Genomic DNA, 14,161 nt, shown 5'->3' with positions numbered 1-14,161 from the left:
CCTGTTTCTCAATATACCGATTATCGCACAACGCGCGAGGGAGTAAACGTCTTTCGAAGACTTCAGACGGAAGTCCGCCATCAAGGAGAATGAGCATGGAAAAGGTTCGTCTGGGCACCACCGGCCCGCAGGTATCGTCAATCGGCCTCGGCTGCATGGGCATGTCCGGCATGTACGGTCCATCGGACCGGGCAGAAAGCATCGCCACCATCCACGCGGCTCTCGATGCAGGCGTCAACCTGCTCGACACCGGTGATTTCTACGGCATGGGCCACAACGAGATGCTGATCGGCGAAGCCATCAAGGACCGCAATCGCGACGACTTCCTGCTCAGCGTCAAGTTCGGTGCGCTCCGCGATCCCGCCGGCGGCTGGAGCGGCTATGACTGCCGGCCTGCGGCAATCAAGAACTTCGTCGCCTACACGCTGCAACGGCTCGGCGTCGATCACATAGACATCTACCGCCCTGCGCGGCTCGATCCGAACGTGCCAATCGAAGAGACGGTTGGCGCCATCGCCGACCTCATCAAGGCGGGATATGTCAGGCATATCGGCCTTTCGGAAGTCGGTGCAGATACCATCCGCCGGGCCGCAGCCGTGCACGAGATCGTCGACCTGCAGATCGAGTATTCGCTGATCTCGCGCGGCATCGAGGAGAAAATCCTGCCAACGTGCCGCGATCTCGGCATTGCCGTCACCGCCTATGGCGTCCTTTCCAGGGGCCTGATCAGCGGCCACTGGCAGAAGGATGGCGGCAAGTCCAAAGGGGATTTCCGCGCCTTCAGCCCACGTTTCCAGGAAGGCAATATCGATAAGAACCTCGCACTGGTAGAGGCGCTTCGCACAATCGCGAAAGCCCGGAATGCCTCGGTGGCGCAGATTGCCATTGCCTGGGTGACGGCCAAGGGCGCGGACATCGTCCCCCTCGTCGGCGCCCGCCGTCGCGACCGTCTGAGCGAGGCGCTCGGTTCGCAGGCCGTGCATCTTTCCGCCGACGATCTGGCCGACATCGAGACAGCCGTTCCGAAAGATGCTGCCGCCGGCGACCGTTACCCGACCGCAATGCTGGCACACATGGACAGCGAAAAGAGCCAGCGCTGAATTCACCAATGCGCTGGTCAGCTTCAAACAAGACTGAATTGGCAATGAGACAACGGGGCAGAAACTACGATTACCGCGTCTCTTGAAAGCCGATTTTATGAACCAGTACGTCGTGCCTTTGTCTCCCGAGCCGTCAGCCCTTTCCGCCATCCTCGGCCGAACGGCGGAATTGCTGGGCGCGGCAGACTATGATGGTGCCATTGCCCTCCTGCAGTCGGAGCACAGGCTCGTCACCGGCGAACCTGTCGCCTGCAATACGCTCGCCTATCTCCTGATCCAGGTCGACAGGCCATTGGAAGCCGTTTCCTGGTTCGAAGCATCCCTGCGCCTACGGCCGGACGACATCCAGGCGTTAAACGGCCTGGCGATGGCACTGCGATCGACGGGCGATGCGGCAGGTGCCTTGCAATGCTACGACAGGCTCGTGACCTTGAGGCCGGACGATGCTGCCTGCTGGTATAGCCGCGGCGAGTTGCAGGCCGAGGGCTGGCATCTGCAGGAAGCCCTCTCCAGTCTCGACCGGTCGATTACACTGAAAAACGATCATGCCCCTGCCTTCGTCAAGCGCAGCCATGTGCTGGAATCGCTGGGCGATCTGCCGGCGGCGATCGATGCCGCTGCCCGCGCCTGCACGCTTCAGCCGGCCGACGTCTCGTCCTGGTCGTTGCTCGGCGATCTCCTGCAGAAGGCAGGCAATCTTGGCCAGGCGATTGCGGCCTACGAACGCGCCCTGACGCTCTCGCCCGATGATATCTCATGCATGACGAACCTCGGTGTAGCCCTGAAGGCTGCGGGAAAGATGGATGATGCCCTGCTGGCCGCTCGTGCGGTTCTGGCACTCGAACCCGGCAATCAGGACGCGCTGCTTCTCTGCGGCAACGCCGAACTGCACCTCGGCAACACCGATGCCGCAAGGGCGAGCTTTCTTGCTGCCGCCAAGGCTGGCGTGGCCTGCAGCTATCCGGCATCACAGCAGCCGGCAGCCTTCCGGGCGCTGATGCTGTTCTCGCCCTTTGCCGGCAATACACCCTACGAAGATCTCATCCGGAATGTCCGCTTCGATACGGACCTCGTGATCGTGCTGGAGAACCATTACTACGATGTCGCGGCACTCGCCAAAAATGCCGACGTCGTCGTCAACCTCATCTCCGACGCCGACCTCGGCCTCGACATGATCGGCGCTCTCGGTGAACTCGTCGCTTCTCTGCGCAAACCGGTAATCAATCATCCGGCGCTGATCGTCGGAACCGACCGCCAGACAATCTCGCGGCGCCTGGTCGCCGTCCGCGATACCGTCGTGCCCGCTACCAGCCGTATCGGCGCGGCCGAACTCCTGCGCCGCCTTGCCGATGGTGAGAGCCACGCCTTTCCGCTGATCGTGCGCCATGCCGGCACGCATGGTGGCGAGATGATGGAAGTTGTGGCCAGCCGGCAAGAATTGCGGACTTTTGCCGAGCAAGCCGGCGATCAGCCGCTCTATCTCACAGACTTCGTAGACTATCGCTCGCAGGACGGTTTCTTTCGAAAATACCGGCTGATTTTCGTCGGCGACGAGATCTTTCCCTACCATCTGGCGATCGGCGAAAGCTGGAAAGTCCATCATATCTCGACACGCATGACGGAACTCGAATGGATGCGCCGGGAGGAACAAGCTTTCCTGGAAAAGCCGACGCATGTCTTCGGCCCATCCGCCATGGCAGCCCTCGAGACCATCAGGCGCATCGTCAATCTCGATTATTTCGGCATCGACTGCTCCATCGATGCAAGTGGCAAGGTCGTGGTCTTCGAGGTCAATGCCACCATGCTGGTCCATCTCCACAATGAAGGCTTCGAATACAAGACGCCGCATGTCATGAAGATCAAGGCGGCTTTCGAACAGCTCCTGGAGAAGCGGGCGTCCGCCGGCTGAAACGTCTCTCAGGCTATTCCGGCGGCGTTCAGATCGACTTTCCCTCACGAGCACGTTGACGGTCCGCGGCAAGCACGCGGATGCGGTCGGCGATACCTGGGTCGACTGGATTGTAGATGAACAGGCTGAGATCGGGCCGGCCATCGACGGCGAAGGCGGAGTATTCCAGTTCAACCAGGCCGAGGATCGGATGATGGATCCGCTTCAGGCCATCGCCGTGGATCTTGACGTCGTTTTCCCGCCATAGCGCCGTGAATTCGGGGCTGGCCTGACACAGTTCCTCGACGAGATCGGCAACCTCGGACACCGCACCTGCCCGCGCCACATCGGCCCTGAAGGCGCTGACGACAACGCGCGCGACACTTTCCCAGTCGTGCTGCTTGCCCTTAATGGCTGGGTTGCAGAACATCAGGCGCAGGATATTGCGCTGCTCGGCCGGAAGTGCGCCGTAGTCCGTCAAAACGACCGCAGAGGCCTGGTTCCAGGCGACGACATCCCAGGTGGCTGTCTTGATGAACGCAGGACTGGCGTCGAGCGTATCCAGCAGTCGTTGAAGACGGGGAGAGACGCCCTCGACCGATTTGTAGCAGACCTCGGGTGGCCGCCCGAGACCAAGCATGAACAGATGCTCGCGTTCCGGCTCTGTCAGCATCAGCCCGCTGGCAATCCGGTTCAGGACGTCGGCAGACGGTGCGCCACCGCGCCCCTGCTCCAGCCATGTGTACCATGTCGGACTGATATTGGCGCGCTGGGCAACTTCCTCCCTGCGCAATCCGGGCGTCCGCCTGCGCCCGGAGAACCCGAACGCTGCCGGGTCGAGCCGTGTGCGACGATCCTTCAGGAAGGACGCCAGTGAACCTGCGGCATTTGTCGGCATGGCGATCCCGTTATAGTTTATACCCTGATAAGGTCACTACTTTAACAGGATAAATATGTCGGCGATAGTGATTGCAACCAACAAGGAGGTCTATCGTGCGTATATTTCTGACCGGTGCTACCGGCTTCATTGGTTCGGCCCTCGTGCCCGAACTCCTCAAGGCAGGCCATCAGGTGATCGGCATGACGCGCTCGGATGCAGGTGCTGCGGCTTTGGCTGCAGCAGGTGTCGAAGTCCACCGTGGAACGCTGGAGGACACCGACAGCCTGCGCAGCGGAGCGGCAAAGGCGGACGGCGTCATCCACGCCGCCTTCGACCACGACTTCTCGCGATTTGTCGAGAACTGCGCAAAAGACGGGCGAGCCATCGAAGCGCTGGGATCGGCGCTTGCCGGTTCGGACCGGCCGCTGGTCATCACATCAGGCACCGGCATCGGTAGCCGCGGCCCTGGCGAGCCTGCCACCGAAGACGTGTTCGATGTCAGCCATCCCAATCCACGCATTGCCTCGGAGTTTGCCGGCAACGCGCTTCTGGAACGGGGGATCAACGTCTCGGTGATGCGGTTGCCGCAGGTCCACGACACGCACAAACAGGGCCTGATCACGCCGCTACTTGATATAGCGAGGCAGAAAGGCGTCTCGGCCTATGTTGGCGATGGCCGCAATCGCTGGCCTGCCGGCCATCTCCTGGATGTCGCGCGCCTCTATCGGCTCGCCATCGAAAAGGCTGAACGGGGAGCGCGCTATAACGCCGTTGGCGAGGAAGGCATCGAGAGCCGTGCAATCGCCGAAGCCCTCGGGCGGGGTCTCAACGTGCCGGTCGTCTCGATCGCACCTGAAAAGGCGTCGGAGCATTTTGGCTGGATGGGCATGTTTGTCGGCATGGACATGCCCGCATCGAGCGCCCACACGCAGGCAGCGCTCGGCTGGCGCCCAACCGGCCCGACGCTGCTGTCGGACCTCAATGCCATGAAATACGCTTAAAAAGCAAAAGGCCGGCATCGCAGTATCCCTGCAATGCCGGCCTTTATCGATACCAAACCGGACAGCGAGCGTTCGCTCAGACCGGGTTCGAAAACGTGTCGCAGGAGGTCAGCTTGCCGCTGTCGAAGCCCTGCTTGAACCATTTGACACGCTGCGCCGATGTGCCGTGGTTGAAGCTGTCAGGCACGACATAGCCCTGGCTCTTCTTCTGCAGCGTGTCGTCGCCGATCTGCTGGGCTGCGTTCAACGCCTCCTCCAAATCGCCACTGTCGAGAATGCCCTTTTGCTGCGTAAACTTGCCCCAGATCCCGGCAAAGCAGTCAGCCTGCAACTCGATGCGAACGGACATCTTGTTGCTGTCCACCTCGTTCATCTGGCTGCGCGCCTGATCGGCCTTCGGCAGGATGCCGAGCAGGTTCTGGACGTGATGGCCGACTTCGTGCGCGACGACATAGGCCTGCGCGAAATCGCCTGAAGCACCGAACTTGTCCTTCATCTCCTGGAAGAATCCCATGTCAAGATAAATCTTGCGATCGGACGGGCAGTAAAACGGCCCGGACGCGGTGGAAGCTAGGCCGCAGCCCGAGTTCAGCCTGTTGGTGAACAGCACCAGCTTCGGGTCCTCATAGGTCTTGCCCATGGATTTGAAGATGCCGCCCCAGGTATCCTCGGTCTCGGCAAGCACGGTGGCGACGAACGCCTTTGTTTCATCGTTGCCCGGGTTCTGCGGCGCCGAGTTGCTCTGCTGGTAGCTGGAGCCGGTATTGCCGGTATCACCCTGGCTGAGGATCTGCAGCATGTCGATGCCCATCGCCTTGAGAATGAGGTAGATCACCACCAGGACGACGATCGTGCCAATGCTGAGGCCGCCGCCGGCCCGCCGCATGCCACCGCCCGGAAAGTTGAAACCTCCACCACCGCCGCCAAGCGGTCCGGTGCCTCCTGAAGAGCCACGCTCATCCTCGATATTGTCGGACTGTCGACGTCCCTTCCATTCCATGACCTGTCTCCCCGGCTGCGCTCACGGATATCCCGTTAAAGCCTATATATCCGCCGCATGCCCGATGACCAGTCGCGAAGGCCAACATCGCACATCAGACGGGAATGCTCCGGGCGCCCCAGGCGGCCCATGCAAGGAATAATGCCATCGCCACCAGCAGCAGCAGGGGCATCGTCTCGTGACCGGTAAAGACCACAGCGTTCATGATCCGGTGCGGCAGCAGCGTGAAGGCGCCGGCACCCCCGATACCACCAAAATAAAGTCCCAGGACAACACGACGATGACGCGCAATGTCATGCCGGCGAGCAGCGACAATCGCCTGGACGCAGGAATAGAGGACGAAGACCGACAGAAGATGGATCGGGCTGAAGCCATGAAAGACGTTTAGTTCATGGATGAAGAAGCTGGAAAACGCCCCGACGGCCATCAGCAAAAGCCAGATCTTACCAAGCAGCCGATGCAGCCACGTCCCCTTGCGCCGCAACAGCAGGTAGGCGCCGAGCAGCGCTGATGTGACCACGGCAACCACATGGATGTGAATGGCGGGCGAAGCCGACAGCAGCGGTTCGAGGGTCATGGCACGGCACCTCACAAGGCCACCGATCCAACGTCGGCTGGCTCGATCATACCCGACGGCTGCCCGAAGTCGAGAGGCCGACGCGGACGAGAATTTGGTTATAATAGCAGCAGATAGCCTTGACGCGGCAAGGCTTTTGACGACCATTGCCCGCCAGTCCATATATCTCTCTGGGAGGAGACATCGATGCAAGCCATACGTCTCGACGCCATCGGCCAATTGACCGTCAGCGAGATCGAAAAGCCGGTGCCCGGTCGAGGCGAACTGCTCGTCCGCGTCGAGGCTTGCGGCATCTGCGGCACGGATCGCCATATCCTCCACGGCGAATTCCCGTCCGCACCGCCGGTGACGCTGGGCCACGAATTTGCCGGCATCGTCGAGGCTGTCGGCCCAGATACGACAGGCTTTGCGCCCGGTATGCGCGTCACCTGCGATCCGAACATTTCCTGCGGCCTCTGCAGCCAGTGCCGCAGCGGCCGCGTCAACCTCTGCGAACGGCTGCAGGCGATCGGCATCCACCGCGATGGCGGCTTTGCCGACTACGCGATCCTGCCCGTCTCCCAGGCCTTCGAACTGCCGCTCGGGCTCGACCCGCTGCACGGCGCCTTCTGCGAGCCTCTCGCCTGCTGCCTGCATGGCGTTGACATGGCGAAAATCGAAACCGGTGCCTCGGTGGTCGTGCTCGGCGGCGGCGTCATCGGCCTTCTGGTCGTGCAACTGGCACGGTTGGCCGGCGCCACCCGCGTCGTCCTAGTTACCCGTCACAAGGACAAGCGCGCCCTTGCCGAGCGCCTCGGCGCCACCGCGACGCTCGATCCCAGCCTCAGCGACCCCATCGCCGCCATATCGGGGCCGGATGGCCTGCTGCCCGGCGGTGCCGATGTGGTGTTCGAATGCGCCGGCGTCGCCGAGACGGTGCAGCAATCGACGCGCATGGCAAAGAGCGGCGGCACCGTTGTCATCCTCGGCGTCATGCCGCAGGGGCAGACCGTGCCGATCGAGCCCTTCGACCTTCTGTTCCGCGAACTGAAATTCATCGGCTCCTTCATCAACCCGTTCACCCACCGCCGCGCCGCCGATCTCATTGCCTCGGGCGCCGTCGACGTTGCCCCACTCATCTCCCGCGTCGTCGGCATGACAGACGGTGCCGAAGCCATCCGCCAGCCGGCCCGCCCCGGCGAAATCCGCGTCCTGGTGGTGCCCGATCACGCCGCAAGGTAGGCAGCAATCGGAATCCTGTCGATTGGACGATTTATGGGGTTCCGTTTGCAAAAACATTTGCCTATAAGCCGCTTCTAGCCTTTTGAGATGCAGAGCGCGCGCCCGGCCGGTGGACACACCTGGCTGGTTTTTGGCGCACGCAGAAAATGGATAGAGATCATGCCGAAGCGCGAAGACATCAAATCGATCCTCATCATCGGCGCGGGGCCGATTGTCATCGGTCAGGCATGCGAATTCGACTATTCAGGCACCCAGGCCTGCAAGGCACTGAAAGAGGAAGGCTACCGCGTCATCCTCGTCAACTCTAATCCGGCGACGATCATGACCGACCCGGATCTGGCCGACGCCACCTATGTCGAGCCGATCACCCCTGAAGTCGTCGCCAAGATCATTGCCAAGGAGCGTCCCGATGCGCTGCTGCCGACCATGGGCGGCCAGACCGCGCTCAATACTGCGCTCTCCCTGAAGAGAATGGGCGTGCTCGATCGCTACAATGTCGAGATGATCGGCGCCAAGCCGGCCGCCATCGACATGGCCGAGGACCGCGCGCTGTTCCGCGAAGCCATGGCCCGCATCGGCCTCGAAACGCCGAAGTCGCTGCTGGCCAACGCCACCGACATCAAGGAACTTGATCGCAACCGCCACGAAGCAGCGCGCGACGAGGTCAGGTCCCGGTTGAGTGGCGCCGAGCTCGACACAGCGCTTGACGACCTCGAAAACACCTGGAACCTCGGCGAAACGGACCGCAAGCAGCGCTACATGAGCCACGCCATGGCTCTGGCAGCCCAGGCGATCGACGTCGTCGGCCTGCCCGCCATCATCCGTCCGTCCTTCACCATGGGCGGCACCGGCGGCGGCATTGCCTACAATCGCTCGGAATTCTTCGAGATCGTCGGCTCCGGCCTCGACGCCTCGCCGACCACGGAGGTGCTGATCGAGGAATCGGTGCTCGGCTGGAAGGAGTATGAAATGGAAGTCGTCCGCGACAAGGCGGACAACTGCATCATCATCTGCTCCATCGAGAACATCGACCCGATGGGCGTCCACACCGGCGATAGCATCACAGTCGCGCCTGCCCTGACGCTGACCGACAAAGAATACCAGATGATGCGCAACGCCTCGATCGCCGTTCTGCGCGAGATCGGCGTCGAGACCGGCGGCTCAAACGTGCAGTTCGCCGTCAACCCGGCCGATGGCCGCCTCGTCGTCATCGAGATGAACCCGCGCGTTTCGCGCTCATCGGCGCTGGCCTCCAAGGCGACCGGCTTCCCGATTGCGCGCGTCGCCGCCAAGCTCGCGGTCGGCTACACGCTCGACGAACTCGACAACGACATCACCGGCGGCGCGACGCCTGCTTCGTTCGAACCGTCGATCGACTACGTCGTCACCAAGATCCCGCGCTTTGCCTTCGAGAAATTCCCCGGCGCCTCGCCTGTGCTGACGACCGCGATGAAGTCGGTCGGCGAAGTCATGGCCATCGGCCGGACCTTTGCCGAATCCCTGCAGAAGGCGCTTCGCGGCCTTGAAACCGGCCTCACCGGCCTCGACGAGATCGAGATCCCCGGCACCGAGGAAGGCGAAGGCAGCCGCAACGCCATCCGCGCCGCCATCGGCACGCCGACGCCGGACCGACTGCGCATGGTGGCCCAGGCGCTGCGCATGGGCATGAGCGCCGAAGAGGTGCACGAAGGCTGCAAGATCGACCCATGGTTCATCGCGCAACTCAAGGCCATCGTCGACATGGAAGCCCGTGTTCGCGAACACGGCCTGCCGGACGATGCAGTCAATCTGCGCATGCTGAAGGCCATGGGCTTTTCCGACGCGCGCCTGGCGACCCTCACCAACAAGCGTCCGAAGGAAGTGGCCGAGAAGCGCAATGCCCTCAACGTGCGTCCGGTTTTCAAGCGGATCGACACCTGCGCTGCCGAATTCGCCTCGCCGACTGCCTACATGTATTCGAGCTACGAGACGCCCTTCGTCGGCGAAGCGCGCTCCGAAGCCAATGTGACGTCAGCCAGGAAGGTCGTCATCCTCGGCGGCGGTCCGAACCGCATCGGCCAGGGTATCGAGTTCGACTATTGCTGCTGCCACGCCGCCTTCGCGCTGCAGGATGCCGGCTATGAAGCGATCATGATCAACTGCAACCCGGAAACCGTGTCGACCGACTACGACACCTCGAACCGGCTCTATTTCGAGCCGCTGACGGCCGAGGACGTGATCGAGATCCTGCGCGCCGAGCAGGAAAGCGGCGAAGTCGTCGGCGTCATCGTCCAGTTCGGCGGCCAGACGCCGCTGAAGCTTGCCGAAGCGCTGGAAAAGAACGGCATCCCGATCCTCGGCACAGCGCCTGACATGATCGATCTCGCCGAAGACCGCGACCGCTTCCAGAAGCTGTTGATGAAGCTCGACCTCAACCAGCCGAACAACGGCATCGCCTATTCGGTCGAGCAGGCCCGCGTCGTCGCCTCGGAAATCGGCTTCCCGCTCGTTGTCCGCCCGTCCTACGTGCTCGGCGGCCGCGCCATGCAGATCATCCATTCGGAATCGATGCTGCAGACCTACCTGCTCGACACCGTGCCGGGCCTGGTGCCCGAGGACATCAAGCAGCGCTATCCGAACGACAAGACCGGCCAGATCAACACGCTGCTCAGCAAGAACCCGCTGCTGTTCGACAGCTACCTGTCGAATGCCATCGAGATCGACGTCGATTGCCTGGCCGATGGCGAGAATGCCTTCATCGCCGGCATCATGGAACATATCGAGGAAGCCGGCATCCACTCCGGCGACAGCGCCTGCTCGTTGCCGCCACGCACGCTTTCATCGGAGATGATCGACGAACTGGAACGCCAGACCAAGGCGATGGCCAAGGCGCTGAATGTCGTCGGCCTGATGAACGTCCAGTACGCCATCAAGGACGACGTCGTCTACGTGCTCGAAGTCAATCCGCGCGCCTCGCGCACCGTGCCTTTCGTTGCCAAGGCCATCGGCGCGCCGATCGCCAAGATCGCTGCCCGTATCATGGCTGGCGAAAGCCTCGACGCAGCTTTTGCTGCCTACGGTGAAAAGCCCGATCCGCGCAACCTCAAGCACATTGCCGTCAAGGAAGCCGTTTTCCCGTTCGCCCGCTTCCCCGGCGTCGACACACTGCTCGGCCCTGAAATGCGCTCGACCGGTGAAGTCATCGGCCTCGATACCGACTTCGCTCTCGCCTTCGCCAAGGCTCAGCTCGGCGCCGGCGTCGAACTGCCGCGCGGCGGCACGGTTTTCGTAGCCGTGCGCGACGACGACAAGCCGCGCGTCCTGCCGGCCATCCGCATGCTCGTCGAACAGGGCTTCAAGGTGATGGCAACCGGCGGCACGGCCCGCTTCCTCGCCGAACACGGCATCGCCACGACCAAGATCAACAAGGTGCTGGAAGGCCGCCCGCACATCGAGGATGCCATCCGCAACCGCCAGGTCCAGCTCGTCATCAACACGACGGACAGCAACAAGGCGATCTCGGACTCCAAGTCGATACGCCGCGCAACGCTGATGCAGAAGGTGCCCTATTACACCACCATGGCCGGCGCCGAAGCCGCCGCCATGGCGATCCAGGCCCTGAAAGCCGGCAATCTGGAAGTCCGGCCGCTGCAGAGCTATTTTCGTTGAAGACACCCGAAGCATGACTGCGGTGCAGTCAGCATAAATCGCCCTGCGCAAAAACGCCTCCGATGCTATTAGCTTTGCTATAGCTTCGGAGGCGTGCGACATGGCCAAAAACATAGTCATATTATTCGACGGCACATCCAACGAGATATCGGCCGACCGCACCAATATACTGCGGCTCTTCGGCATCTTGCGACGCACCGACCGGCAGATCGTATATTACGACCCCGGCGTGGGAACGTTTGGAGCGGCAAATGCCTGGTCCAAGGCATACCGCAGGGCCGTCGAGATATGGGGTCTGGCCACGGGGTGGGGGTTCGACCAGAACGTCAAGGACGCCTACCGTTTCATCGTTGATAATTATCAACGCGCACCCCGAGGGCCGGATGGCAAACGGGTTGGTGAAGACGACCGCATCTATATTTTCGGTTTCAGTCGCGGTGCCTATTCTGCACGCGTTCTTGCTGGCTTCATTCACGCCTTGGGAATTGTCAGCAAGTACCATGTCAATCTCATCGACTACGCATACCGGACCTATAAGGGCATCCCCGACATCGAGCAGACAGTCTGTACGCCCGCCGAACGCGCGACGGACGATGCCCCATCTGCGTTCACCAGCATGCGTCTCTACGAACGGACATTGAAGACCTACAGGCCCAAGATCAAATTACTGGGCCTCTTCGACACCGTAGCCTCGATCATCGAGTCGGGAAAATGGATGCCGCAGCTTAAAACCCTGCCTTTTACCAATACCAACCCCAGTGTCGAATGGGTGCGACAGGCATTGGCGATTGACGAGCGTCGAACGATGTTCAATCCGATGCCCTGGGCCGCCGGCCAGGAATATTGGGGTGGTCCATTCCGGCCTGCGAACCCCGAGATGCAGAATTCCAAGGAAGTCTGGTTCACGGGCGTGCATGGCGACGTCGGTGGCGGATACCCGGAAAAAGAGAGCGCAATTATCAAAATACCGCTCGAATGGATGATCCGCGAAACTATGCCTACTGGGCTGGATTACAGCCAGCCAACGATTGACAAAATAGTCCTCGGAGACGATCCGAAGGAGGTTTACGTCAAACTGGATCCCTTGGCGAAAATGCACGACTCGATGACAGCCATGTGGAAGGTCCTCGAATGCGTCCCTCGCCGCGTGCCGGAGACTTCCTGGAAAAGACGCGGAAATACAAAAGGCATTTACATACCGTTTTGCGATCATCGTCTCATTCCGGACGGCGCGATCATCCATCAATCAGTCATCGAGCGAAAAGAGGGGCGACCTATGGATGGTCCATATGCACCGCTGAATTTTCCATCCCGCTATGGCGTGGAACGCGGACCAGCCTCCATCACGTCATGAGGGCCCTTATAGAACGAATCTCCGCTTGAAACCGCGCCAGTTCCTCAGCCTTGCGCCCCGCGTCGGGAATGCGCAGCAGATAGGACGGATGGACGGTAACAAACAGTTTGCTGCCATCTGCCAGCGGAACCGGACGGCCCCTCATATCCTCGAGCTTCTCCCGGCTGTCGGTTAGCGCGAACAGCGCCGTAGCGCCGAGTGCCACGGTCAGTTTCGGGCGGATCAGCGCACGCTCTCCGTCGAGCCACCAGCGGCAGTGGCGGACCTCGCCCATCGTCGGCTTCTGGTGGATGCGCCGCTTGCCCCGCAGTTCGTATTTGAAATGCTTGACGGCATTGGTCACGTAGAGCGTCGTCCGGTCTATGCCGGCATCGTCGATCGCCTGGTTGAAGACCTTGCCGGCCGGGCCAACGAACGGGCGGCCTGCAAGATCCTCGTGATCGCCCGGCTGCTCGCCAACCACCATCACCGATGCGTCGACAGGCCCCTCACCGAACACCGTTTGCGTGGCGTGGCAGTGCAACTCGCAGCGGGTGCATTGGCGGGCCGCCTCCCGCAGCCCTTCCATGCTGCCCGCTGGCGCCGCCGATACGGGCATTTGCTCGGCAGCTGCCGCCGCCTGCAGCCTCTGGTGAAACGGCAGCGGCTCGGTTGCCGCGCGCCTTGCCATCGCCAGCACGCTGGCCTCGGCGCCGGCGATGAGACCGGGAATGAGATCGGCCTCCGGCAGGTTTTTCCAATATTTTTTCGGCATCTCGGCCTGCATGGCCTTCACCTTCAATCGTGCAGGATTGAAGATATTGCTGAAATAGGTGCGCCACAGCGTGTCCGCCTCGTCTGTCAGCGATGGTTTTTCAACCGGCAGATCGGAGATCGTCAATTGGGTGCCGTCCCAGGCGGCCGAGCCGCGCGGCGTGGCGATCAGCCAGTCCATGTCGTTAAACCGGCGCTGAAAGAACGGCGCGCTGCGGGCGACGATATGATGGTCCGGCTCGAACCAGGCAACGAAGCGCCGCCGCGGCAATGCCAGCGCGGTATCCACCTCCTTGAATCGCACAAAGGCGGTCATCTTGTGACAGTCCCGACGGACAGACTTCTGCAGCATCAGCGCCCGGTGAACATCGACATCCGAGACCATGCCGAGCAGATGGCGGTCGCTGCAAAGACGAAACAGGATGCGGTAAAGCAGCGCAAAACGACCGGGATCAGAATGACAGATCACGGCCTCCGCCAAGCTGATGAAGGCTGGAGGCACGGAAACGGGTGATGAGCCTGCAGGCCTGACGCCCGCCTCGCAACCTGATGGAAGCTCCGTCGGCTCCAGCAACAGGCGCTCGCCAGCAGTGCCAAACAGGTCTCCGCCCAACGTGGCCTCGTGCCAGTCGATGGCCTCGGGCAACACACCTTCCGCAAGCAGCCGCCGCGCCACGTCGCGCCATTCGGCCAAGTCACCCCTACCCTTCAGCGTTACACGACGCATCGCTGCCGAACC

The 14,161-nt window shown here is 61.7% G+C and carries 10 protein-coding genes; 6 read left to right on the top strand and 4 right to left on the bottom strand.

The window, feature by feature from the left end; all coding sequences use genetic code 11:
- Window positions 1–95 precede the first annotated feature (95 nt).
- Together J5278_RS07700 and J5278_RS07695 are read left to right on the top strand one after the other, a co-directional pair.
- Window positions 96–1,100: an aldo/keto reductase gene (locus J5278_RS07700; RefSeq protein ID WP_209184293.1), complete on the top strand. Its 1,005-nt coding sequence runs from the start codon at window positions 96–98 to the stop codon at window positions 1,098–1,100.
- 97 nt (window positions 1,101–1,197) lie between these two features.
- On the top strand, window positions 1,198–3,009 hold the full coding sequence (locus J5278_RS07695) for a tetratricopeptide repeat protein (RefSeq protein WP_209184294.1): 1,812 nt from the start codon (window positions 1,198–1,200) through the stop codon (window positions 3,007–3,009).
- 28 nt (window positions 3,010–3,037) lie between these two features.
- Here J5278_RS07695 and J5278_RS07690 read toward each other — a convergent pair whose 3' ends face one another.
- Window positions 3,038–3,886: a helix-turn-helix transcriptional regulator gene (locus tag J5278_RS07690; protein WP_209184295.1), complete on the bottom strand. Its 849-nt coding sequence runs from the start codon at window positions 3,884–3,886 to the stop codon at window positions 3,038–3,040.
- A gap of 95 nt (window positions 3,887–3,981) precedes the next feature.
- On the opposite strand from J5278_RS07690, the gene J5278_RS07685 reads away from it, so the two are divergent.
- Window positions 3,982–4,869, top strand: coding sequence for an SDR family oxidoreductase (locus J5278_RS07685; RefSeq protein ID WP_209184296.1), 888 nt, complete (start codon window positions 3,982–3,984; stop codon window positions 4,867–4,869).
- Between the two features lie 76 nt (window positions 4,870–4,945).
- Here J5278_RS07685 and J5278_RS07680 read toward each other — a convergent pair whose 3' ends face one another.
- Window positions 4,946–5,869 carry a neutral zinc metallopeptidase gene (locus tag J5278_RS07680; RefSeq protein ID WP_209184297.1) on the bottom strand — a complete coding sequence of 308 codons (924 nt, stop codon included), beginning with the start codon at window positions 5,867–5,869 and terminating at the stop codon, window positions 4,946–4,948.
- Between the two features lie 94 nt (window positions 5,870–5,963).
- Window positions 5,964–6,446: a DUF2306 domain-containing protein gene (locus J5278_RS07675; RefSeq protein ID WP_209184298.1), complete on the bottom strand. Its 483-nt coding sequence runs from the start codon at window positions 6,444–6,446 to the stop codon at window positions 5,964–5,966.
- A 186-nt stretch (window positions 6,447–6,632) separates the two neighbouring features.
- On the opposite strand from J5278_RS07675, the gene J5278_RS07670 reads away from it, so the two are divergent.
- The 3 genes from J5278_RS07670 (at window position 6,633) to J5278_RS07660 (ending at window position 12,669) form a co-directional block, all read left to right on the top strand.
- Window positions 6,633–7,667, top strand: coding sequence for a zinc-dependent alcohol dehydrogenase family protein (locus tag J5278_RS07670; protein ID WP_209184299.1), 1,035 nt, complete (start codon window positions 6,633–6,635; stop codon window positions 7,665–7,667).
- Between the two features lie 159 nt (window positions 7,668–7,826).
- A complete protein-coding gene (carB, locus tag J5278_RS07665) occupies window positions 7,827–11,315 on the top strand; it encodes a carbamoyl-phosphate synthase large subunit (RefSeq protein WP_209184300.1) in 3,489 nt (1,162 codons plus the stop codon).
- Between the two features lie 100 nt (window positions 11,316–11,415).
- Window positions 11,416–12,669 carry a DUF2235 domain-containing protein gene (locus J5278_RS07660; protein ID WP_209184301.1) on the top strand — a complete coding sequence of 418 codons (1,254 nt, stop codon included), beginning with the start codon at window positions 11,416–11,418 and terminating at the stop codon, window positions 12,667–12,669.
- Here J5278_RS07660 and J5278_RS07655 read toward each other — a convergent pair.
- The gene (locus J5278_RS07655) at window positions 12,659–14,149 is read right to left on the bottom strand and encodes a UdgX family uracil-DNA binding protein (protein ID WP_209184586.1); all 1,491 of its coding nucleotides are present in this window, start codon (window positions 14,147–14,149) and stop codon (window positions 12,659–12,661) included. The genes J5278_RS07660 and J5278_RS07655 overlap by 11 nt on opposite strands.
- Window positions 14,150–14,161 lie beyond the last annotated feature (12 nt).

Origin of the sequence: Rhizobium sp. B21/90 (assembly GCF_019355815.1) — a bacterium.
In the GTDB taxonomy this organism is placed as follows: Bacteria; Pseudomonadota; Alphaproteobacteria; order Rhizobiales; family Rhizobiaceae; genus Rhizobium; species Rhizobium rhododendri.
Note: the sequence above shows the minus strand (reverse complement) of the source record. Positions and strands in the feature narration are given on the sequence as shown.